This window comes from Streptomonospora salina, from assembly GCF_014204715.1.
Lineage (GTDB): Bacteria > Actinomycetota > Actinomycetes > Streptosporangiales > Streptosporangiaceae > Streptomonospora > Streptomonospora salina.
The window spans coordinates 2,405,673-2,427,806 of sequence record NZ_JACHLY010000001.1; the positions used below are offsets into that span (position 1 = coordinate 2,405,673).

Annotated in this window: 22 protein-coding genes and 1 CRISPR repeat array; of the genes, 6 read left to right on the top strand and 16 right to left on the bottom strand. The window is 71.4% G+C overall.

Going from position 1 to position 22,134, the window contains the following annotated elements:
- Position 1: 1 nt before the first annotated feature.
- Entirely contained in the window at positions 2–244 is a 243-nt protein-coding gene (locus HNR25_RS10980) for a helix-turn-helix domain-containing protein (RefSeq protein WP_184634714.1), read from the bottom strand.
- 11 nt (positions 245–255) lie between these two features.
- Positions 256–774: a flavoprotein gene (locus HNR25_RS10985; protein ID WP_184634716.1), complete on the bottom strand. Its 519-nt coding sequence runs from the start codon at positions 772–774 to the stop codon at positions 256–258.
- A gap of 362 nt (positions 775–1,136) precedes the next feature.
- Between HNR25_RS10985 and HNR25_RS10990 the strand changes: the two genes are divergently transcribed.
- Entirely contained in the window at positions 1,137–1,307 is a 171-nt protein-coding gene (locus HNR25_RS10990; protein ID WP_184634718.1) for a hypothetical protein, read from the top strand.
- Positions 1,304–2,167, top strand: a complete 864-nt coding sequence (locus HNR25_RS10995; RefSeq protein ID WP_184634720.1) for an NAD(P)-dependent oxidoreductase — start codon at positions 1,304–1,306, stop codon at positions 2,165–2,167. Before HNR25_RS10990 ends, HNR25_RS10995 begins: the two co-directional genes overlap by 4 nt.
- Before the next feature lie 86 nt (positions 2,168–2,253).
- Here HNR25_RS10995 and HNR25_RS11000 read toward each other — a convergent pair whose 3' ends face one another.
- The gene (locus HNR25_RS11000; protein WP_184634722.1) at positions 2,254–2,787 is read right to left on the bottom strand and encodes an NUDIX domain-containing protein; all 534 of its coding nucleotides are present in this window, start codon (positions 2,785–2,787) and stop codon (positions 2,254–2,256) included.
- 207 nt (positions 2,788–2,994) lie between these two features.
- Here HNR25_RS11000 and fxlM point away from each other — a divergent pair, with 207 nt between their 5' ends.
- On the top strand, positions 2,995–4,230 hold the full coding sequence (gene fxlM / locus HNR25_RS11005) for a methyltransferase, FxLD system (RefSeq protein WP_184634724.1): 1,236 nt from the start codon (positions 2,995–2,997) through the stop codon (positions 4,228–4,230).
- A gap of 40 nt (positions 4,231–4,270) precedes the next feature.
- On the opposite strand, the gene HNR25_RS11010 is transcribed toward fxlM, so the two are convergent.
- The 10 genes from HNR25_RS11010 to HNR25_RS11055 all read right to left on the bottom strand — a co-directional run bounded on the left by HNR25_RS11010 (position 4,271) and on the right by HNR25_RS11055 (position 17,371).
- Positions 4,271–5,305: a C40 family peptidase gene (locus HNR25_RS11010; RefSeq protein WP_312862485.1), complete on the bottom strand. Its 1,035-nt coding sequence runs from the start codon at positions 5,303–5,305 to the stop codon at positions 4,271–4,273.
- Between the two features lie 44 nt (positions 5,306–5,349).
- Positions 5,350–6,192 carry a replication-relaxation family protein gene (locus HNR25_RS11015; protein ID WP_184634726.1) on the bottom strand — a complete coding sequence of 281 codons (843 nt, stop codon included), beginning with the start codon at positions 6,190–6,192 and terminating at the stop codon, positions 5,350–5,352.
- Positions 6,192–8,498 carry a type IV secretory system conjugative DNA transfer family protein gene (locus tag HNR25_RS11020; protein ID WP_184634729.1) on the bottom strand — a complete coding sequence of 769 codons (2,307 nt, stop codon included), beginning with the start codon at positions 8,496–8,498 and terminating at the stop codon, positions 6,192–6,194. The genes HNR25_RS11015 and HNR25_RS11020 overlap by 1 nt, the downstream gene beginning before the upstream one ends.
- Entirely contained in the window at positions 8,492–10,375 is a 1,884-nt protein-coding gene (locus HNR25_RS11025) for a VirB4 family type IV secretion system protein (protein WP_184634731.1), read from the bottom strand. The genes HNR25_RS11020 and HNR25_RS11025 overlap by 7 nt, the downstream gene beginning before the upstream one ends.
- 70 nt (positions 10,376–10,445) lie before the next feature.
- Positions 10,446–11,387, bottom strand: a complete 942-nt coding sequence (locus HNR25_RS26835) for a PrgI family protein (protein WP_184634734.1) — start codon at positions 11,385–11,387, stop codon at positions 10,446–10,448.
- A gap of 12 nt (positions 11,388–11,399) precedes the next feature.
- Positions 11,400–13,217 carry a TrbL/VirB6 family protein gene (locus HNR25_RS11035; RefSeq protein ID WP_221457507.1) on the bottom strand — a complete coding sequence of 606 codons (1,818 nt, stop codon included), beginning with the start codon at positions 13,215–13,217 and terminating at the stop codon, positions 11,400–11,402.
- Positions 13,218–13,219: 2 nt separating this feature from the next.
- Positions 13,220–13,609, bottom strand: coding sequence for a pilin (locus HNR25_RS11040; protein WP_312862486.1), 390 nt, complete (start codon positions 13,607–13,609; stop codon positions 13,220–13,222).
- Between the two features lie 181 nt (positions 13,610–13,790).
- Entirely contained in the window at positions 13,791–14,645 is an 855-nt protein-coding gene (locus HNR25_RS11045) for a sigma-70 family RNA polymerase sigma factor (protein ID WP_184634738.1), read from the bottom strand.
- A 359-nt stretch (positions 14,646–15,004) separates the two neighbouring features.
- Positions 15,005–15,217 carry a hypothetical protein gene (locus tag HNR25_RS11050; RefSeq protein ID WP_184634740.1) on the bottom strand — a complete coding sequence of 71 codons (213 nt, stop codon included), beginning with the start codon at positions 15,215–15,217 and terminating at the stop codon, positions 15,005–15,007.
- Between the two features lie 429 nt (positions 15,218–15,646).
- Positions 15,647–16,336: a CRISPR direct-repeat array (repeat unit 37 nt; unit sequence GTTGCGATCCTCGGCCGCCGCTCACGGCGACCGCCAC).
- Positions 16,337–16,567: 231 nt separating this feature from the next.
- Entirely contained in the window at positions 16,568–17,371 is an 804-nt protein-coding gene (locus tag HNR25_RS11055; protein ID WP_184634742.1) for a sugar phosphate nucleotidyltransferase, read from the bottom strand.
- Positions 17,372–17,401: 30 nt separating this feature from the next.
- Between HNR25_RS11055 and HNR25_RS11060 the strand changes: the two genes are divergently transcribed.
- Positions 17,402–17,842 carry an NUDIX domain-containing protein gene (locus HNR25_RS11060; RefSeq protein WP_221457508.1) on the top strand — a complete coding sequence of 147 codons (441 nt, stop codon included), beginning with the start codon at positions 17,402–17,404 and terminating at the stop codon, positions 17,840–17,842.
- Here the strand turns inward: HNR25_RS11060 and HNR25_RS11065 are convergent.
- The gene (locus tag HNR25_RS11065) at positions 17,837–19,486 is read right to left on the bottom strand and encodes an SUMF1/EgtB/PvdO family nonheme iron enzyme (RefSeq protein ID WP_184634752.1); all 1,650 of its coding nucleotides are present in this window, start codon (positions 19,484–19,486) and stop codon (positions 17,837–17,839) included. The genes HNR25_RS11060 and HNR25_RS11065 overlap by 6 nt on opposite strands.
- Before the next feature lie 156 nt (positions 19,487–19,642).
- Positions 19,643–20,125, bottom strand: a complete 483-nt coding sequence (locus HNR25_RS11070) for an ATP-binding protein (protein WP_184634755.1) — start codon at positions 20,123–20,125, stop codon at positions 19,643–19,645.
- A 246-nt stretch (positions 20,126–20,371) separates the two neighbouring features.
- On the opposite strand from HNR25_RS11070, the gene HNR25_RS11075 reads away from it, so the two are divergent.
- Both HNR25_RS11075 and HNR25_RS11080 read left to right on the top strand, forming a co-directional pair.
- Positions 20,372–21,196, top strand: coding sequence for a helix-turn-helix domain-containing protein (locus tag HNR25_RS11075; protein ID WP_184634757.1), 825 nt, complete (start codon positions 20,372–20,374; stop codon positions 21,194–21,196).
- Positions 21,180–21,368: a DUF397 domain-containing protein gene (locus HNR25_RS11080; RefSeq protein WP_184634759.1), complete on the top strand. Its 189-nt coding sequence runs from the start codon at positions 21,180–21,182 to the stop codon at positions 21,366–21,368. The genes HNR25_RS11075 and HNR25_RS11080 overlap by 17 nt, the downstream gene beginning before the upstream one ends.
- 474 nt (positions 21,369–21,842) lie before the next feature.
- On the opposite strand, the gene cas2 is transcribed toward HNR25_RS11080, so the two are convergent.
- Positions 21,843–22,133 carry a CRISPR-associated endonuclease Cas2 gene (gene cas2 / locus HNR25_RS11085; RefSeq protein WP_184634769.1) on the bottom strand — a complete coding sequence of 97 codons (291 nt, stop codon included), beginning with the start codon at positions 22,131–22,133 and terminating at the stop codon, positions 21,843–21,845.
- Between the last annotated feature and the right edge of the window lies 1 nt (position 22,134).

Genomic DNA, 22,134 nt, shown 5'->3' on the forward strand with positions numbered 1-22,134 from the left:
CCTACCAGGCGTAGCGTGCGCCGATGCGGTCGGATGCCTCGTCGCCTGTCAGATCGCGGATATCGATGCGCAGGACTTCGGCCGGGCGCGTGAGGGCTTCGTGTGAGTCGACCTTGCGCTTTCCACGCTCGACCTGTGAGAGCCACGACTCGGAGCGGCCGACGAGTCCGGCCAGTGCGGCCTGGGAAAGGTTGCGGCGCTTGCGGGCGCGCCGAATGGTCTGCCCGCGCGTGGCTGCGTCCACGGCTGGCCTCCTCAGGGAGTCATATCGTTCAGGGTGTCGGTGACACGGCTCCAGGTCGGCATGCGTCGGTGGTACGGGGCATCGGGGTCGAACAGGATCGTCACGCGGGGGATCTCGCTCAGGGTCTGGAGGGAGCGGCCGAACGACGGGTGGGCGGCGAGCTGGGGTTTGCAATGCGGTACCACCAGGGTCGGTACCCCGTAGCCGGTCATCTCGCACAACAGCCCGATCGCCATGTTGTCGGTGATGCCCTGAGCGAACTTGTTCACGGAATTGAACGTGAGAGGACACGCCAGTACCGCGTCGGCCTTGGGCATGGGCGAGCCGGTGCCGGGCATGCGGTAATCCACGCGCACAGAATGCCCCGTCAGACTCGCCAGCTCCGCGGGGTCGTGGAAGTTCGTTCCGGTGGGAGTCGATAGCGCGACGACTTCCCACCCTTGGTCCTGCAGGAGTTCCACCAGATCGGCGATGCCCTCGGGCGCGGGAGCGGCCGAGACCACCAGATACAGCGTGCGGGAAGCGGCCATGAGGGCAGTGTAGGAACCTCCCCGCCGGGGCTCCGTCGGTCAGCGCAGTCACCAAGCGGCCCCGCTCGCTTGTGCGTGGCTCGTGCTGAAGCCGAACTCCGCTCCGTATCCCTTCGGATCCGACCAACGGCGGCTATCCGAAGCGGAGATGGCCGCCGCTTACTAAGCCTCCGCGGGCATGGTCGGACGGTTCGCACGCGCTCATCGCTTGCTGAGACGGTCGTCCTTATGACGCGACCGACTCCGATACGCGTCGGCGTAGCGGAGAGATGAGCCTCGCCCGCCTCGATCTGGCCACCGCACGGATTCTGCGTGGTGAGTATGAGGGCATCGCCACGGATCTGCGGCCTGTCTTCTCAGCGATGGAGGACAGGCGCATCGAGGTCATCGTGCTGCGGATGCTGCAGTTGACCGCGATCCTGGACCAGCCCTCGTGCCGGGCGGTTAAGCCGCTGCGGGACGTCCGAGACGAGTTGTACGACTACATCGAGTACTCCCGACAGAGTCTCCCCCGAGCGGAGGTCAACGCATGACAAGCACGATCGGCCTGCTCCACCCCGGGCAGATGGGCGCCGCAGTCGCGGCACAGCTTCGTTCGAATGGATGCCGCGTCCTATGGTGCCCGGACGGACGCAGCGATACGTCCATGCGTCGAGCCGAGGAAGCGGGACTGGAACCCAGATCGTTGGCGGAGCTCGTCGAGACCAGCGAAGTGGTCCTCTCGCTTGTACCACCGGCCCAGGCGGAAGCCGCCGCCGACGCCGTCCAGCGTGAGGGCTTCGACGGCGTCTACGTCGAGGCCAATGCGATACGGCCCGGACGAGTGGAGGCCATCGCCTCGAAGCTGCCCCATTCCCAGGTTGTGGATGCCTGCGTCATCGGGCCGCCTCCCGTAGACCGCACCCCTGCCGTACCGACCCGATTCTTCGCTTCCGGCCCCGAAGACCTGCTCAGCCGGATCGGCGACTCCTTCGCCGACACGGCGGTGGAGTTCCATGCACTCGGACCGCAGGTTGGCCGGGCCTCCGGATTGAAGATGGCGCAATCCACGGTGCAAAAGGGCTCCCGCATGCTCGCCGCCCTCGGTCATGCCCTGGCCGCCGACTACGGGGTGGGTGAGGCGTTGACCGACAGCGTCGAGGGGTGGGCACATCCCGCATCCGACCCCGCAAAGCTGCCCGCACTGGCCGGCCGCGCGTGGCGCTGGGAGCCGGAGATGCGCGATACCGCCCAGGCACTCGACGAATCCGGACTGCCTCCCGGCGCGATCACCGCGATCGCCGACGCTCTCAAAGCATGGGAACCGTTCAAGGACCGCACCGACATCGACCTCCACGACATCCTCGCAGCGCTGCACAACCTCGAATTCGATAGCGACCAGGAAACCCCCTGAACTCAGAACCTTTCGGAGAAGCCGACGGCGGCCCTGCGGGCTCGTGTCCCAGCCGGTCGCCGAGTTCTCTGAGCGGATGCAGTCGGTCACCGCAAGCTAAGCGCCCGGTACAGGGCCACGACCGTCGACGCCCCGACAATCTCGCCCCGGTCGATCATTTCGACCGCATCATCCAGCCCGAACCAGCCGACGTCCTCGGCTTCGTTCACGTCCGGCGCGGTGTCCGTGCGGTCGGCACCGCGGGCGAGGTAGATCAGCTGAGGCTGGTCCACGCTGCCGATGGCGGGCTGGAACGTGCACAGCTCCTCCATCGATCGCGGTCGCCACCCGGTTTCCTCCTCGACTTCGCGCGCCGCGGCAGCGGGGATGTCCTCGGCGTGGTCGACGTAACCGCCGGGCAGTTCCCAAACCCACCGGTCGATGAGGATGCGGTGGCGGTACATGAGCAGGACCCGCCACTCGTCGTCGGCCACCAGTGTCATGGCAGCCGGCGGCATTTTCGCAGCGTATTGCGTAAACCTAGTGCCGTCGGGCAATTCCACGTCGATCGTGGACAGCCGGATGTGGCGGTTCTCGTCGACCAGGCGTGTGCCATGGATTTTCCACTGGGTGGCACGCATGGACGCCACTCTAGATCCCGCCCCACGACCCGAGGCAGGCCGGGGCAGGGAGCGCAAGAGAGCCACGACTACTGCACGCAGAGGCGTTCGCGCAGGCACGTGAGCTTTCACCGCCTGGAGTTCGGCTCGGCATCAGCAAGAGGACCGCTGCTGTCTGAGCCCTTCCCTACGTCCCCATACGCCCCGAACCGCCGAGAGGAAAGCTATATGACCGATTCGGACCGCGCCCGGCAGCTGCGTGATCAGCTCGTAGACGAGATCGTCGACTACGGAACCATCACCGCGCCCGAGATCGAACAGGCGATGCGCCGCGTCGTGCGGCATGCGTTCATTCCCGAGGCCGACCTCGAAGAGGCCTACGATCCGTTCACGGCGGTGGTCACCAAGCGCGCGGAGGACGGCACCTCGCTGAGTTCGGTCTCGGCGGCCCACATTCAGGCGAGGATGCTGGAGCAGGCGCGCCTGGAGCCGGGCATGCGGGTGCTGGAGATCGGCTCTGGCGGCTACAACGCCGCGCTCATCGCCGAGATCGTCGGATCCGACGGCGCGGTCACCACCCTCGACATCGACCCCGAGGTCACCGCCCGCGCCCGCGAACTGCTGGCGGCAAACGGTTACGGGGACCGGGTACACGTCGTCACCGACGACGCCGAGCACGGCGCGCCGGAGCACGCCCCGTTCGACCGGATCCTGGTCACGGTCGGCACCTGGGACATCCCACCCGCCTGGGCCGAGCAACTCACTCCCAAAGGGCGGCTGGTCGTTCCGCTACGCATGCGCACACGTACGCGCTCCATCGCCTTCGAGCCCAGCGGCGACCGTCTGGTCAGCGACTCGGCCCACGTGTGCGGTTTCGTGCCCATTCAGGGCGCCGGCACCCACGCCTACGAAGTCCTGCGCCCGCTCGGCACTGAGGCGGTGCGTCTAAGCTTCGACGACGGTGTGGTGCCCGGAGCCCACGGGTTGGAGGAGACCATCGCCACCGCACGCGAGGAGACCTGGTCCGGAGTGGCCGTGGGCGCCCGGGAGGACATCGGCACGCTGCAGTTGTACCTGGCCTCCTACCTGCCCGGGTTCTGCAGCATGGCGGTGGATCCCGAGCTGGACACGGGACCGGTGGTGCCGCGGAACCCGACGTGTGCGATGGCGGCCGTCGCAGACGACGGCCGGAGCCTGGCCTACGTCGTGCACCGCGATGCGGAGGGGGATCCGTCGTCGACGGAGTTGGGGGTGCACGCACTCGGGCCCGACCGCGGCGCCTTCGCCGCCCGGGTCGTGGACCTGGTGCGCGCCTGGAACGTGGATCAGCGCGGCGGCGATGGGCCGCGCATCGAGGTGTGGCCCGCGGCCGACGCGAACCTTCCTACCGGGCCGGTGATCGACAAGCACCACACCCGTGTGGCATTCGACTGGCATGAGCCGACCGCCACAGGTTCCTCGTAGGTGAGGCGCAAGCCCTTCAGCCGTTGGCCGAGCGGCTCTGTCATGGTCGGCGGATCCCCATCAGCAAGGGGCTGTAGTAGTCCGAGCTCACCGGTTCCACGCGGATGGTCTTACCGGTCGAAGGCGCGTTGACCATCTTTCCGTCGCCGACGTACATCGTGACGTGGGCCGGTGCCGAGCCTGGACCGCCGGTGTCGTAGAAGAGGAGGTCGCCCGGCTGCAGGTGGTCCACAGGTACCGGGGGGCCGATGCGGTACTGGTCGGTGGTCACGCGCGGGATGTCCATGCCGGCATGTTGCCAGGCGCGCATGACCAGGCCGGAGCAGTCGAACCCGTCGGGCCCGGTACCGCCCCAGACGTAGGGCTTGCCGACCTGGCGCAGCGCCCACTCGGCCGCGGCTCGACCCTGGGCGCTGCCCTCCCCGCTGCCCGTCGCCACCTGTCCGAGGGCGGTGTAGCGGTCGGTCTCGGCCAGGACCTCGTCGACGTAGGCCTCGGAGCGGTTGTAGTCGAACAGCGCTCCACGAAGCCGGTCACGGTCTGCCAGATCGACGCCGCCGCCGGTGTCGCTTCGGCAGAGTCCGGCGGCGGTGGTCAAAGCGGCGTCGTAGGCGTTGTGCGGGTCGGCCGCGCCGTCGTCGTCGGCGTCGCGTCCGCGCCGGGCCCAGGTGGCGGGCAGGTGCTGGGTGAGGCCGACGGCGCGGTCGTAGGTGGCGTCGTCGTCCCAGCGGCCGTCGTCGGTGTCGTGGTGCGGGGTGGTGTTGCCGCCTGCGCCGGTGCCGTCCAGGCGGGGGCCGATGACGGGCGGGGTGATGTCGCCGGTGGCGGCGATGTCGTGTCCGGTGGCGTGGTCGGATTCGACGGAGCCGATGCCGGCGAGCACGGCCCAGGTGAGTCCGGGGCACTCGGGCGCCAGGGTGGCGGCGGCGCGGGTGTAGGCGTCGAGGACGATCGGGTCGATCCCCGCGACACGATCCGGTGCCCGGCCGCGGTCGGCGGCGCCGGTGGCCATGGTCGCCAGCAGCACCGGCAGCATCAGCACACTCGCCGTGGCGGCGATCGCGGCTTTGAGCACCCCGGTGGCTCCCCTCGTCGGCGTGGTGGCGGGCCCGGGGCGGGTCAGGTCGCGATGGCGTGCAGGGGTTCGGCGGCGTCCTCGTGGGCGGGGCGCCAGATCGGCGCCTCCGGACCCTCGCGCTGCAGCAGGTCCGCGGTGGTCACATGGACGACGACGCGGTCGCTCGTGTGGGGCGCCAGCGCGTCGGCGAGACGGTCCGTGCGCGTGCGGGTGGGGGCGACGAAGAGGATGTGGGCGGTGCGCCGGTGGGCGCGGGCGTGGTCGGTGTAGCCGCGCAGTTTGCGCACGACCTGCGGATAGTGCTCGGTGCCGTTGTCGTATTCCAGGAAGGCCTCCAGCCCCCGGCCGTGCTGGTGCCAGCGGAGGTAGGCGTCGGGGCGGATGTGGCGGCCCCAGCGGCGGGCGCAGTCGGCTTCGGTGCGCCACCGCGCCAGTTCGGCGCCGGGCGCGCGGCGTTCGGCGACGCGGAAGGCGGTGTAGCAGTCGGCCAGCCCCAGGGTGTGGTGCAGGTGGGTGGAGTTGGCCAGGCGGATGCGGCTTCCGGGGCGCCGGGCGGGCTGGTCGAGTTCGTGGATGTCGGCGTAGACGTGTTCGCCTGCGGCGGCCAGCACCCAGTGCCATGGGGCCGTGCCCCGTGGCGGGGGCAGTATCGGCCGGAACCGGTCGAGGAGGCCGTAGCGGTGCAGGGCCGCCAGGCGGCGCCGTGCCCGGGAGGTGTCGGGGCCGGTGAAGTGCAGGCGGGCCAGGTGGTGGGTGGTCATGACGCGGTGGTCGCCCACGTCGGCCACGATGGCGCGGTCGCGGTCGGTGAGCAGGCGCGCCAGCTCGGCCAGGCGATCGTGTGCCACTTCGGGCTCGGTTTCGGTGCGGGTGTGGGTGGTCATCAGAAGTCCCCCGGGTCGGTCGGCGGGCAGTACTCGGCGCTGTGGCGGCGGGCGGCGTGGCGGATGGAGGTGGCGCGGCCGGGCTCGGGCAGCGGCAGGGGGCGGGTGCGCAGGGTGGCGGCCGCCTGTTCGCGGGCGCCGACCAGAGGGCGGATCGCGGCCTGGTAGGCACCCAGGTGGGCCAGGTCGTGGGAGCCGAGTTCGGGGGTGGTGTGCTCGGCGAGGCGGTCGGCGTCCTCGGGTGAGCAGGTGAAGTAGATCTTCGTGCGGGCGTTGGCCGAGAGCGCCTTGCGCAGTTCGGCGGGAAGTTGGTCGAGGGCCTGGTGGGCCAGGGTGAGCCCGAGCCGGTAGCCGCGGGCTTCGGCGAGCATGTCGGCCAGCGACCCGGGAAGGTTCAGGAAGTTGTGGCATTCGTCGATATAGGCCGCCAGGTCCGGCCGCTGTGACTCGCGGCAGGCGACTCGGGCGGTGACGGTCTGCCAGGTGGCGGCCAGGGCCATGGAGCCGATGAGGCTGGCGGTGTCTTCGCCGAGGGTGCCTTTGGGCAGCCGCATCAGCACGAGTCCGCCGCTGCCGAAGGCTTCGCCCAGGTCGATGGTGGAGGCCCCGGAGGCGATGACCTGGGCCACCCAGGGCCGCAGCAGCGCCGTGCGGAGTTTGTTCAGTACCGGGCCGGTGACGGTGGCCCGGGCGGGTTGTTGCAGGGTGTCGTACCAGCGCCAGAACCCGTGCAGGGCGTCGTGGCCGCCGCCGAGGCCGGCGAGCGTGTCGTGGCGGAAGGCGTCGTCGGACAGCAGCGCCGGGATGTCGCCCAGCGTCAGCTCGGGGTCGCGGGCGCGCGTCAGGGTCAGGGTGGCGGCGCGCAGGATGTCGTCGGTGCGCGGTCCCCAGGAGTGGGCGTAGATGCGGCGGAAGATGCCGACCACGGAGTCGGCGATGAAGTCGGGGTCGCCGCCGTGCAGCAGGTTGAGGCGGGGCGGGACGGCGTTGTCGTCGGGATCGAACAGCACCACCTTGTCCGCGGCCTCTGCGGGCAGGCGGGCGAGGACGTCGGTGACGAGGTCGCCGCGCGGGTCGATGACCAGTGCGGCCCGGCCCGCGTGGGCGTCCTGCAGCACCTGGTTGGCGATCAGGGTGGATTTTCCCGAGCCGGTTTTACCGAGGATGTGGGTGTGCTGGCGGGCCTCGGGCGCCCCGAGCGCGATGGGGCGTGGGCTCCCGGCGTCGGCGTCGCCGAGCACCCGGGTGGCCTCGCCGCCGGTGGGAACCGCCGGGGTGGGGGCGATGCGCCGGGCTCCGGCCCGGGGCAGGCCCGGCACCGCGGTGTCGGTGGGCAGGTGGGCCAGCGCCGCGAGTTCGTCGGTGCTGAGCAGGTAGCCGCGGGAGAGGTAGCGGCGCCCCAGCCACACGGCCGGGGCCGTCATGCGGCGGCGCTTCAGATGGTTGGTTCCCGAGGTGAGGGTGGCGAAGGCGGCGGCGGTTCCGTGGGCGCGCCCGCGCAGCGCTTCGGCGGCCGGCGGGCCGTCGGTGTCGGTGGTCAGGTGGTAGCTGACCTGGCAGGCCAGGCGGGGAGCATTGGCTTTGGCCAGAATCTGGCGGATGTTGTCGCCCGCGTCCGGCGAGGTGGCGCTGTTGCGGCCGCGGGTGGGGGCGAGGGCGTCGGCGAGCAGGTCGGTTGTGCTGGCGCCGCGGATGCGGGCGGCCGTCTGGCGGGCGCGGTGGGCGCGGGTCCCGCTGGCGGGGCGGGCGCAGACGCGCACGCACACGCGCTGGCCGGGTTCCAGGTCGCCCAGCGCGCCGAGGAGGCCGCGCATCGGGTCGTCACTGAACCGGGTGCGCAGGGGGTAGGCGTCGTTGCGGGCCAGGGTGAGCCATCCGCCGGTGTGCTGGGCGCCGGGGCGCACGGCCGGGGCGGGAGCACGGGTGCGGGTGGTGGCGCCGGGCCAGCTCGCGGCGACGGCGCGTTCGACCACGCCGGGCGGGACGGTGCCGGGCACCCAGATCTGGATGCCGATACCGGCGGCTGAGGCGGTGTATTCCCAGGCCAGGTGGGGTTGCAGGAAGATCCGTTGCCATCGGGGTTTGAGCAGGCCCAGGGTGTGGGTCCAGAACGCCTGGGCGCCTTCCAGAGTGGCTTCGGGAGGCGGGAGCACGTCGATGACGCGGGCGCCGGGCTCCTGGCAGCGATAGCGCAGAACCCGTGCGGCGAACACGCCCAGGACGTAGAGCACGGCACCGGCCGCAGTCGCAGCGCTCAGCAGCGGGGCCGCGGCCAGGAGAGCGGCGGTGTCGGGCGGGGTCACCATCCGCGCTGCTCGGCCGCGTCGTCGCTGTCCTCGCCGGCGTGCTCGTCGCCCCGGGCTGTGTCGGGATCGGTGGTCGTCCTCGGGCCGTCGCCGGGCGGCTCGATGGCGCCGGTGCCGTCTGCCGCGGACCGATGTGCCCCCGTAGCGTGGTCGTCGGCGCTGGTTGCGACCTCGGCCGGGGCGCTGGTCACCAACTCGTCCTCGGCAGGGGAGGCCAGGGCGCACACCCCGGCGCGGCGCTCCCCCGACAGCAGCAGGGCCTGTCCCCGCGATGCGGTGCTGACGATCTGGCGCTCGCCGTGGGAGAGGCCGAAGGCTTCGGCGAGTGCGTCGAGGTTCTGCGGGGCCTGGCGCAGCAGGAGGCTGGTGGCGGCGTTGGCGACGATCGCCCGCCCCAGGTCGGTGGCGAGCACGTCGCCCACGTCCTGGGTGATGAGCGTGAGTCCGCACCAGCGTTTGCGGCCGGCTTTGGCGAGTTTGTAGAGGTAGCGGGCGCCGATCGGGTTCTGCAGCAGCACCCACCCCTCGTCGACGGTGATGGTGCGCGGGCGCGCTTCTTCGGTGTCGATGCGGTTCCAGATGCGGTCCAGGGCCAGCAGCATGCCCACGGTGCGCACCTCTTCGGGGAGGTGGCGCAGGGTGTAGACGGTGAGGTGGGTGGAGGTGGGTGCGGTGGTGGGCCCGTCGAACAGGGTGGCGGCGGGGCCGGTGACGTAGCGCCCCAGTTTCACTGCGAGGTGCGTCCCGGCCTGTTCGTCGTCCTCGCCGAGGGCGGTGACCACCTCGGCCAGCAGTGGGGCGGGCCGGTTCCAGGTGGCGGGGTCGCGGGTGATGCCCGCGCGGGCGTAGGCGGTGACGACCGCGCGGTCCAGGGCGGCGGCCTCCTGCGGGCCGAGGTCGCCGACCATGGCGGCGATCAGGGTGTGGGCGAACAGGCACCGGTGGGACAGCGCCCGCTCGTCGCCCGGCGGAAGGTCGAAGGGGTTGATGCGGCCCTCGGGTGTGCCCAGGGGGATGCGGGTGCCGCCCACGGCGGAGCACAGCCGGGTGTATTCGTCCTCGGGGTCGATGACCGCGGCCTCGATCCCCACCAGCAGCGAGCGCAGCAGTTCGAGTTTGGCGGTGTAGCTCTTGCCGGCGCCGCTGCGGGCGAGCACCACCATGTTGTGGTTGTCCAGGTCCGGGGAGAAGCGGTCCCAGTGCACCAGGGTGCCGGAGTGGATGTTCTCGCCGTAGACCACCGAGGTGGAGGCGAGTTCGGCTTCCAGGTCCGGGGAGGCGAAGGGCAGTGCGGCGGCGATGGCGTCGGTGTCCATGGTGCGGGCCTGGGCCAGGGCGTCGGTGGCCAGCGGCAAGGTGGAGAGCCATCCGTGCAGGGGGCGGAAGGTGGCCGGGTGGGTGTCCACGAGCAGCCCGGCGGCCAGGGCCCGCAGGTTGGCGACCTCGGCCTCCAGGTGTTCGACGGTGCGGGCGTGCACGGTGAGGTAGAAGGACACGCGGAACAGGCGCGCCTGCCCGGTGGCCACGCGGGTGGCCAGCTCGGTGGCGTCGTGGGCGGCCGCGGCCTGGTGCGGGTCTTCGACCCGGCCTCCTTCGGCGTCCAGGCGCCCGGCCGATTCCAGGCGGGCGCGGCGGCGCCGCAGCCGGGTGGCGGCCAGCGGAGCGGGCACCGGGTCGATGTGCAGGGCGACGTCGACGCGGCCGGGGTAGGACAGCAGCGGTTGGGCCCAGCCGGGTCCGGCCTCGCGGGGGTAGCCGGTGACCACCAGGGTCTGGCAGCAGGCGCCCTCGATGTCCAGGCGGCGCGGATGCAGGCGGACGGACGGTCCGTCGAGCGCGCGTGAGCTGCCTTCGCGATGTGGTGCGGTGGGACGCACGGGTCCTCCTGAGTGGTGGGTGAAGACGCGGATCCGGGGCGATACGGCGGCCTGCGTGTCCCGTCCCGCCTCACGGGGGCGGACAGGTCTCCGCTTCGTCGCCGTCGGGCTCGCGGGGACGCGCGGGCGCGTCACGCCAGGGCTCCATGGCCTCGCCCAGCAGCCACCGGGTCCATCCGCCGTCCAGGCGGCGGGCGGTGACGCCGATGCCGCCGAGCTGGGTGGCGACCTCCTCGGCGATACGCACCACCGGCGCCGGGCCCTCGGCCGCGCCGGGGCGGGCGGTGACCACCAGCACCATTTGGCGCCGGGTCAGATCACACCGGGAGCGCAGGGTGTCGAGGAAGTCGGCGTGGGCGCGGGCGGCCTCGGCCAGCGCCGGATGCGCCAGTCCGGCCGCGTTGTCGCGCAGCATCGTCGTGTAGGGGGCCAGGTCCAGGCTGCGGCCCTGCAGCAGGATCTGCACCGGGTGGGTGAGCGAGTCGAGGACGGCGGCGAAGGCGCCGATGGCCGCGTCCTGCTCCTCCTGCGAGGCCAGGTGGACGTTGACCGTGGTGCAGGCGATGAGAACCGCCTCGCGCCCGTCGAGGGAAACCACGCCGTCGGCGCTGATGGCCGAGGCCGGCAGCCGCAACGGCGCCAACCGGGGATCCCGGCGCGTGCGGGGCGCCCACGCCGGCAGGCGCCCTGCGATTCCGGATCGGGCGCCGGTGCGGCGCTTGGGCACCCGAGCCCAGGAGGCCGCGGCCAGGGCGAAGGCGTCCAGCCCCATTCCGTCGCGCTGTCCCAGGGCCAGCACCAGCGCCACGGCGGCGAGCGGCACCGCCGCCCCGGCCAGTGCCCACACCGGCACGGTCTCCTTCAGACCGAGGAACCCGCCCCACAGCACCAGTACGGCGGGGGCGACGATGAGCAGTTGGCGTCCGGTCAGCCCGAAGGCCACCGGTTCGGGGCGGTCGATGTCAGCAGGGATACAGGCGCGCCAGCGCGCCGCCGGGGTTTCCGAAGCCACCGCGTGAACCTCCTATTTCCTGCGGCGAGGCAGTCCGGGCAGGGGCAGGCCGCGCTGGACCCAGCGCTTCTTCGGGTTGGCGAACAGGGACAGCTGGCCGCGCACCCGCCGCTGGGGTATCGGCTCTCGCGCATCCAGCAGCTCGCCCACCCGCGGGGCGGTGCGGCGGCCGGGCGCCCGCTCGGGCGGCGGCGTGGGCAGCACCCCTTGGCGCCACCGGCGCTGGGGCGGCGCGGACCCCGTTTCCGGCGGCGTGGCCGGAGGCTGCGGGCGGAAGAGGTGCTTCTGCTCGGTGCGCGGGCGCCGCGGGAAGCCGCCGTCGCCCACCGCGGCGCGCGCCGGATTGTCCGGGTGCGGGCGCGCAGGCGGCGGGCCGGGCAGCGGACGCGGCCCCGGAAGCCGGCGCGGGCCGGCCTCAGGCGGCTGGGGCGGGAGCGGGCGCGGGCCGGGGCCGTCGCTGCCGGGCCCGGGCGGGGGCAGTTCGCGGCGCCCGCCGGACAGTTCCCCGGCCGGACGTGCGGGCCGGTCGCGGTACCACCACGCGTCGGGCTGCACCGGCGCCACCGTGCCCGCGCTGCGGCCGGGCCCGCTGTCGGATGCGGCCGAAGCCATCGTGGACGGGCGGCGGGCGGGCACCACCGTGCCCGGCGACGGCCGCCGCGGCGGCGCGGCGGAGGCGGAGAACGGCTCGCTCTTGGACAGCCGCAGGCCCCGCAGGCTCCGGTAGAGCACCATCATCGCCACGACCTTGGCGGCGCCCATGATCGGCGAGGCGCCCGGGTGCGGCGACCACACCAGCTTCATCACCCAGAACGGGATGCGGATCTGGACGTAGACCAGCACCAGGAACATGATCAGGTCGTAGAGGAGGTTGTTCTCGCCCTCGGGCACCTGTTCGCCTGGGGAGACGGTGCCGTTGACGTGGCCGAAGAGGGCGAACTGGCCCTCGAAGAACAGCCGCATCATCGCGATGAAGGCCAGCGACTGCAGCACCGGCATGGCGCACAGCCCGGCCATGCTGCGCCACCACAGCGCGGCCAGCCGGTTGGTCTGGGGCAGGGCGTGGAATGCCAGCAGCAGCGGGGCGGCGATCACCAGCACGATCGACATCACCACGCGCACGACGTCGGTGACGACCCAGACGACGAGCATCACCACCAGCGCCACCAGCAGCAGGACGGTGAAGACCACGCCCTCGGCCAGAACCCATTCGGCGCGGTCGCGCAGGTTGGCCACGGCTTCCCCGGTGTCGATGCCCATGGCGCCGACGGCTTCGGCGGTGCCGTTGGCGGCGCGGAACAGTTCCCGGGCGATCCACAGGCTGGAGTTGGCGGCCACGCCGGCGAAGGCGAGCCGCCCCAGGATCTCGCCGAGACCGTAGCGGGTCTGGGCGGTCTCGCGTGCCATGAGCACGGCGCCGCCCGCGGCCACCAGCAGCACGAACAGCAGGTTGGTGGTCACCAGGACGCCCGACCACAGCCCTTCGACGCCGTGGCCGGGCTGGGGGACGCGGAAGGCGATGCCGGCGATCCAGCCGAACAGCGGGTTGAGCGCGCCGGCGACGAGGTCGCCGAACCACGCGGTCACGTGGCAGGAGACCTCCATCATCCCGCACTCGCCGCCCGCTGCCCCGCCTTCCGGATCCGGGCCGGCAGGGGTATCGGGCGCCGCGGGTTCCTCGGGTTGGAGGTCGGGATCGGGTTCGGGAGGCGCCGGGCCCGGTGCGGGCTCCGGCGGCCCGGACGGCTGCGGCTGGGGTTCGGGCGCATCGGGCGGCGGGGCGCCCGGCGACGGTTCGGGCGGGCGCGGCCGCGCAGGCACGGCGGCCATGGTCAGTTCCCGCCCTGGACGATGTAGTCCAGCACCGCCATCAGCACCGTGGCCAGGATCGCCACCGCGTATCCGATGCCCGCGCCGCTCATCGCGCGCTTGGCCGCCTCCACCTGGGACGGGTCTCCCCCGGCCAGCATCCACCGCAGCCCGGCAATGGTCAGAAACAGGGTGCCCACGGCCGAGGCCAGGGCGACGATGACGTTGCGCAGGCGGTTGACGACCTCGCGGACCTCGGCGGTGGAGGCCTCGGCCCCCTGGGCCCAGGCGGCCGTGTCCCACCCGAGCAGGGCGGCCGCGGCCAGCACCGCGGTCCCGGCCGCCGCGGCCGCCCCCGTGGCCACGGCTTGCCACCGTTCCCGCCACGCGCCTGGGTTCCTGGTTTCGGCCACGCTGGCCCTCCCCGCACCGTCGACTCCGGTTGGTGGGAGCCGGGCGCACCAGGGGCGGGCGGGGCGGGCGGGCTTCCCCCTCTCTCTGCGTGTTCGCAAGCCCGCTGCCCGGTTCCTCTGTGCGTCAGGGCGAGTGACGAGAGAACCCCGCCCGCCACCCGGGTGCGCCCGGACTCACCCCCTAAAGAGCCAGGGCCCAGCCCGGATTGGACACCGCCCGCACACGCAGCCGTGACGTCGCGGTCGCATCCGCGGAGCGGTTGGCCCCGGTGGGTGCGGGGCCGGGGGCGAGATCCCCGGCGGCCAGCGCACGCAGGAGCCGCTCCTCGGCGCGCGAGCGGCGCTTGGCCAGTGCCCAATACCCGCCCTCCTGCTGCGCAGCCAAGGTGCGCAGGGAGGTCTCCTCCAGCCGACTCGCTCCGATCAGTTCGGCCTCGGCCCCGGTGAGCACCCCGCGCTCCACCGCCCGCTCCAGCACCGCATCCGGATGCCCGCCCCCGCCGCGGTCGGTGACGGCGGCGGGGGCCGTCTCGTCGCCGGCGTCGTCGACCGGCACCAGGGCCAGGTGGTTTCGGCGGGCGCGCAGCCCGGCGCGCTGGGCGCGGCAGCGCAGGTACCAGGCGAGGTTGGCGTAGTCGGTGTTGATCGCCCGCACCGCGGCGAGGAACCCCGCGAGGATCTCGGCGTCGACCTCCTCGACCCCCTCGGCGCTCAGCCCACGCGAGCAGCGCCGCGCTACCGCCTTCAGCGCGGGCATGGCCAGCCCGACGGCGCCGCACATCCAGTCCTGCGACATCCGCGCGCGGGCGATCACCGCCCGCCACACCGCGTCCTTGCTCGCCCGGTCGGTGCCCGGCGCCAGCAGCAGGTCACGGGCCGAGAGCAGGTCCAAGGGCCAGCGCGCCCCGTCCAACACGGCCCCGGCCGGATTCTCGGCGTCGGGCGGCGCGACGTCGCCGCGCTCCAGCTCCAGCGGGTCGGGCACCAGCCGCACGAACTCGCGCTCGGCCACCTGCAACGCAGCTGCGGAATGCATCAGCGGTCTCCCCCTTCGGTGAGGCGTCCATGACGCCCACCACCGAAAGAGCCGCCGTGATCACACCCCGCTCAGACCGCGATCCCCCGGCACTCACACCGCGCTCCCGCCGCACTCGCAGCCAAGAAATTTCGCGCCGCCACACGGTGGCGGGTGCGGCCCGAACCGGACCGCACCCGCCCGCAATCACCGCCATTGAATGCACGGTTAACTGGAAAAACGCTTCCGTCTCAGCGGTATTCAGGTTCCGGCGCCACCTCCAGCACCCGCGTTCATCACCGGCGACTCGTCCCCGGCACCGAAAAAAATCTTCGCCGCGCTGCACCGCCTGCCCACTCAGGCGCGCTCAGCGGCGGTGATCACCGCTGCTCCACTTCCGCCGCCAGCCGCCGAGCCGCACCCACGGCGTCCTCCGCCGACCACCACACCGCCCGCCCGTCCGCGTCACGCCAGGTGAAGGCCCCGGCCACCACCCACACCGTCACCCCGGCCGGAAGCGACAACACCGACATCTTCACGTCTGCCGAGCCGTAGACCCGCCGCATCCCCAGCCGCCGCAGCTCCCCGAACAACGCCTGGACCGCCGCCCCCGCATCCCACCCGGCCCGAGCCCGCCCCGCGGGCGCCGCCTGGGGCCCGGGCCGATCGGCGGGCGCCGCCCCGGCCCCCGCGCGGCTCCCGGCCGCCGTCGCCGCTGTGGGGCGTTCAGCGGCCCGCTGCCCGCAAAACGCCCGCCGGGGCGCCCCCGACCCGCGCGGTACCGGCCGCATGAGCCCCAACGGGCCCGTGTCACCAACCGCCCCCGTCGTGGTTACCGCCATGAGTCCACCTCCCGATCCGGCGCCGCCGTCTGCGGCGCGACCAGGACCATGAACGCGTTACTCCAGGTCAGCCAGCAACACAATCACGAAAAGAACCTTTTCCCACGCGGGCCCCACAGACCTGGGCCGCCAGGCGGTCCGCGAGCACTCGATGCCGCCCTTGGCGAAGCCCTTGTGGTTGTTGCGATCCTCGGCCGCCGCTCACGGCGACCGCCACGGATGCGCGAGATCAGCGTCCAGGGCTGGATGGCCGTTGCGATCCTCGGCCGCCGCTCACGGCGACCGCCACCTTCGGCGTGTCGGTGGTGCGCGCGAAGGGCCGGGTGTTGCGATCCTCGGCCGCCGCTCACGGCGACCGCCACCTTCGGCGTGTCGGTGGTGCGCGCGAAGGGCCGGGTGTTGCGATCCTCGGCCGCCGCTCACGGCGACCGCCACCACCCCGAGGCCACGCACTTCCTCGGAGACGTCCAGTTGCGATCCTCGGCCGCCGCTCACGGCGACCGCCACCGCCGAGCACCACCGCTACCGGGCGCTGGTCGTGGAGTTGCGATCCTCGGCCGCCGCTCACGGCGACCGCCACGACGCCACCGGCCAGATCCGCTGGTGCGACACCCACGTTGCGATCCTCGGCCGCCGCTCACGGCGACCGCCACCTCGCCGACCCCGAGGTCGCCGCCGCGCTCGACGCGTTGCGATCCTCGGCCGCCGCTCACGGCGACCGCCACGTCCAGGATGCGCTGGTTGGGCGGGGTCTGTGACACGTTGCGATCCTCGGCCGCCGCTCACGGCGACCGCCACATCGGGGTGAGGTCGGACACCAGCCCGCCGCCGGGGTTGCGATCCTCGGCCGCCGCTCACGGCGACCGCCACAGCGCCTGAGCAGGCGAAACGCTCATACGATCCCCGCGGAACAGCGCAACGAGAACAGACATACTCACCCACTCAGGCAGGAACCTACCTCGGAACCTCCCCGGAAAACCATGAGAGCTTCCGGTTCCGAAGCCCGCCACACGGCCGACCACAACGCCCCCAGACTACTGGCCGCCCCGCTCCCCTTCCTGCCACACATCTTCAACACGGTTCCGATTCCATAGCCCACCATCAGCAGGCTGACGGTAGAGGCGCTCCGAGATCGGTGACCGGGGTGTCGATCCGCCGGATCCGAACCGGCGCGGTCTGGGCATAGGACGACAACGCCAACGACAGCTTCGGCTCGTCAGCCGTCCCACGTGGGCACCGGTATGCGTGCAGGTAATCCAGGAACGCGCGCCCCGCTCGCACCCGCCCTTCCAGCAGCGCGAGGTTTCCGCTCCCGTGACGGGTTTCCAGTTCCTGAGCCGTTGGGCCGTCGGGCTTTTCCACCACCCGCAGCACATAGCCGTTGTCGCACACCAGCACACCGCGCCGGGCGGCTTGGTCGCGCGTGTACGGGCGCGCGATCACCGCCGTCTCGGCTGCCGACCCGCGCAGCAAGCGCACCGGGTTCGCGTCGGGGTAGAGGTTGTCGGAGTACAGGACATAGAGGGCGCCAGGGCGACCGAGGTGGTCGTCGGCGTTGAGGACGGAGGTGATGTCGCTGTAGGGACCATGCTGGGCGATGAGGTCCACGCTGATCCGAGTGGACGTCCGGGTCGGGCGCGCGGCGCCGGTCATGCGGTCGTAGGCGTCGGGCATGTTCAGCACGCGGCTCGCCCAGGCCGCGAAGGGAGAGTAGTAGGGGTGGTGCACCATCGCGGCCTGCACGTTGCCCAACTCGGCGACTTCCTCCAGCAGGAGGACGATTCCCGGCCTCCCCTCGACTGGGAAATACTCTTTGGGAAGATAGCGGGACCAATCGGATCTCCTGGTCCCCAGACCGCCGGCAGCGATCGCGGCGAAATACGGTTCATCCTCAGTTGATTCCATTCATTCATCTCCGTTCGCTAGGGTGCCGGTATGGATACACGAGTGACGGGCCTCCTCGTGGAGGACGGGCACGTACTACTCCTCGACCAGGACACGGATGGCCCTCGGAGGTGGAGCCTGCCCGGAGGGCGGGTCGAGGAAGGCGAAGCGCTTGCCGATGCCCTTGTTCGCGAGATGCGGGAGGAAACAGGCGTCGACGTCGAGGTCCAGCGTCTCCTCTATGTGTGCGACCACATCGTTCCGGAGAAGGGCGTCCACGTCGTGCATATGACATTCGAGGTGCATCGGGTGGGCGGAACCCTCGGCGATATCTCCACGGGAATCGACACCCGCCCGATTCGCGGTGTGGAATTCGTGAAGACGGGAGAGTTGCCGCAGCTCGGGTTCAGTGAGCGCTTCGCCCGGCTGGTCGAGGACGGTTTCCCCGGTGCCGGGTCCTATATGGGGCCGAAGGTGGCCATCGGTCTATGACGTAGGGGCCAGAAGCGCGACGGCCTCGCGGTCGAGGTCGGCCACCCGGCGTGGCTCTTCGCTCATGCGGGTGAGCCACCGGTTCACCCGATCGGCGATCTCCTCCGGCGAACGGCGACGGCCGGTCGCGGAGTCACGGACCAGCCGCACTCCCACGCCGCGGGAGGCGCCCATCAGGTGGCGCGAGCGCCTCCTCGTGATCTCCTGGCGGGACGCGGGTGTGTTCCATGCCGCTCCGTGCAGGTACCGCGTCACCGGCGCCTGCTTCCCCGCGTCTGCGGGCCCGTCGCAGCACCACACCTGGAGATTGCCGGCTCGGTGGTGGACGGCCTCGGGCCCCAGATCCGGCTCATGGACACGGTCGACGTCGCCGACCCGGTACTCGGCGTTGCCGACGCGGGCGCCCGCGGTGAACGCATCCAACTCTCCGCTCGTCGGCAGTCGCGCCCCTTCCCACAGGGCGTAGGCGGCCGCGCCGATCCAGGTGACCCAATAGGCGGGATGGTGCTCGTAACCCGAGCTCACTCGCCACCCCTCAGGAAAGGGACGCAACCGTCCGCCCCGACCGTGCGGCATCGGGATCGCTAGCAGGTGCACGCCGTGGAGGGTGTTGGCCAGGCCGGCCTCGGCGAGGGCGTTGAGGAACGCCGCCATTTCGGCGTTGGATACCAGGAGGTTGCGCCACTGGAGACCTTCGGCCGTCGGCCTCAGGTAGGACGGATCGTTCCGTGGGCGACGCGCACACGGAGGCGCCGTCGGGGGCGGGGGTTCGGCGGTGGCGGTGGCAGCGAGCGTGTAGGCGTCGTTTCCGGCCAGCCACCGCTCCACCGTCGTGGAGGTCGCGGGTGAGGCGATGGTGCGGACGAGCTGCAGGCAGCGCGTTGTCTCCGAGGCCACCAGGTCGGCGGTTTCGCGCGTCAGATGGGCGATGATCCGGTTCTTGCTCTGGGTGGTGGCGAACGTGCGGTCGGCGGAAGGCGGCTCGCTCGAAACGGCCGGGAGGGCGGTTCCGGCGTCGGGAACCAGCCGGGTCAGGGGTTCCGTGGCGGTACGGCGATCGGCGACCGCGGCTTCGTAGGACACGTGCGCGTGCTCGCGGTCGCCGAGGGCCTCGGCCAGCAGCGCCGCGTTCAGCACGGCCAAGCAGGTGAGGGCGACCGGCGTCGGTGGGGCCTCGTCAGCCAGGAGCGCTGCCCAGCGGCCGTGCTCGTACTGACGCGTCATCGCCGCGACGCGGCCGTAGGTGTCTGCGTAATCCCACCGCTTCCACAGCGCCCCGCGGATGAAGGAGCTGGCCACGCCGACGGGTGCGCGGGTGAGCACCACGACGGGAGCGTCGGGGAACAGCTGCAGAAACGGTGCAGCGGTGAAGTACAGGTTCGTCTCCTTGATCACATGCTGGCCGCCGTAGTACGTGCTGTGCTGGAACGCGGTGACCCGGTAGGAGGCGAGCGGGCCGGTGGCACTCGCTTCGGGTCCCGGGGCCGTGGCCATGGGGGAGAGTCGGTGGTCTCGCCCGAGTTGCTGGCGCACGGGTTCGTTGTGCTGGATCGTGGCGTGGCGCAGGGAGTCGAGGGCCCAGTTGGATCCCACGCGCTCCGAGGTTCCGAGCACGAGGATCGGCGGTCGTTTGGCTGTGGCCATGGCTCATGCCTCCTGGGGCGGTGCGGGGGTGCGAGGGGCTGCGCCCGGCGGTCGGGCGAACCACAAGGCCAGCCGGCGCGGAACGAGTCGGTGCTGGAGGTGAGCCTCGGTGCGGAGCTGCTGCGCGGCCTCACTGACATCCGGGGCCATGGCGTCTCACCCGTCGCGGCGAGGTTCGCGGTCGAACAGCGCCCAGACCGTGGTGGGAAGACCGGTCGTGCCGTAGTAGCCCCAGGCGCAGCTGATGGCCTGGATCAGGGCCAGTCCGCGTCCGGCCTCGTCGATGTCGTCGACGGAGGAGGCGCAGGGCTGTGGCCGGGTGGGAGGTTGTTCCGGCCGCTGTCCGTGGTCGGTGACGGCCAGGTGGACCGACTGGGGCAGCAGGGTGATGTCGATCCGCACCCGCCCGCCGGGCAGCCCCGAGACCGTGTGTTTGATCGCGTTCGAGTGGAGCTCCGACAGCGCCAGCATCATCGGGTGTGCGCGATCGTAGGCGCGGCCGGTCACCCGCCACGCCCAGCTTCGGGCCCCTGCGACCTGCTCCGGTTCCCAACCGAAGGACGCGCTGTGCACACCCGGGTCGCTGGAGGGGATCCGGCGCGGCAGCGACAACACGGTCGCGGCCGGCTCCGCTGCCACCGGGGGTGTGTCGTGCTCGACTGGCTGCGCCCGCGTGCGTCCTGCCCTCACCTGCATCACGTCCCTCTCGCGCCGACTGCGACGCGTCACGGCGGTGTCTCGGTGCGCAACACCATGGAGGCTTCCGGACAGGGCCGCTAGGCAGGTCACCACATCGTCACGATGCGGTCATGCCGGTGGAGATTGGAAGCACCATCGCGTTGGATCGGTCGTGTTGGTAGACCTCGCGGTGGACTTGGAGCTCGGATGGACCGCACCCCCAACCCCGCGTGGCGGCGCCTGGGCACAGCGATCAGGAAGGCACGCAAGGACGCCAGAATGACGCAGGTCGAGGTGGGACAGGCGATGCGCGTCGTGCCGTCGACCGTCTCGGCCTGGGAGTGCGGCACCCGCGGTCTGCAAGAAGCTGGCGCGCGCGAACTCGACCGGATCTTCGGCACGTCTGGTGTTGTTCTGCGTGCATGGAACACGGCGAACACCCCGACAGCCGTGCCCGAGTGGTACGAAGAGGTCGGTCAACTGGAGCGGATGATGTCCGAGCTCCGGGAGTACCAGAGTCACGTGATTCCGGGGCTCATCCAAACACCGGAGTACGCGCGGGCCACCAACAAGGACACCGCGCCCTGGGTGGCGTCGGCGGAGCTGGACGAGATGGTGACGTCGCGGATGAAGCGCCAGGCAATCCTGGAAAAGGACCCGCAACCGCTGATCTACGTCGTGCTCGAGGCGACCGCCATCACCCGGGTGATTGGGAGCCGCACGATCCTGTGTGGTCAACTGGAACGCGTGCTTGGCCTGATCGAGACCGAAGTGGTGCGGCTCCAGGTCGTCCCCTCCAACCCGGGGTGCCATCCCGGCGCCTCCGGAGCCTTCCGCATCTACTCGTTCGCGACCCGGCCCATGGCGGCATCGGCGGAGCACCAGCAGGGCGAGATCTTCATGGACGACCCTGTCAAGGTGCAGCACTGCCTTGCCATCTTCAGCGCTGTCCAGGCGGAGGCCATGTCTCCTCGGCAGAGTGCCGACTTCATCAGGAAGGTCAAGGAAGAACTCGATGACACCGCAGCATGACCCCCAGTGGCACAAGAGCAGCTACAGCACCGCCCAGGGAAGCTGTGTCGAGGTCGCCGAAGGCGCCGACGTCCTTATGCGCGACACGCAGCACCCGGAACTGGGCCATATCGGCTTCACGGCAGAATCCTGGGCGCAGTTCCTTCATGAACTCAAGGTGCGGCGAGACTAAGCAATCCCGGCTCATAGGCTCCACCGGCACCGAGCCCCTGAACGCGGATGATTCAGGGGCTCCCGGGCACTGAACGCCGTTGGCTACCCGCCTCGATCGGCCGGCGCGGACGGCGACCGCCACCTGGCTCATCTTGCGGGGCCGCTTGGGCGGGTAGCGGTTGCGATCCTCGGCCGCCGCTCACGGCGACCGCCACCTCGCCCTTGGGCGCGGGGGTGACGACCGGGCCGAAGTGTTGCGATCCTCGGCCGCCGCTCACGGCGACCGCCACATGGTGGTGGCGTGCGCCCCCATGATCCGGCGGGAGTTGCGATCCTCGGCCGCCGCTCACGGCGACCGCCACAGCGCCCGACCTGGGAAAACACCCGAAGGCCATGCGCCCAACCAAGCATGGGAACCGGACAGGAAAACCCAAGACACCCCAAACATCCTTAGGAACCTCCCCGGCATCCCATGAGCACTTCCGGTTCCCAACTACAGCACCAGCGCATCATCATGCGGCAGCCGGCGGGCCCTCCCCAAGATCGTCACCGACTTGAACGACCCCCGATCCATCCGATACACGCGGATACTGTCGTCCTCATCATCGATGATGCGCTGGAACGCATTGTTCAACCGCACCCAGTCGGCATCACTGCACACCACCTCGAAAACCGACTTCTGCACCCGCATCCCATACCCCTCGCACAGCTTCGCGACCTGCCGCAGGCGCTGGGCTCCCTCCGGGGTTGTAGTGGCGACGTCGTAGGTGACCAGCAGTTCCATC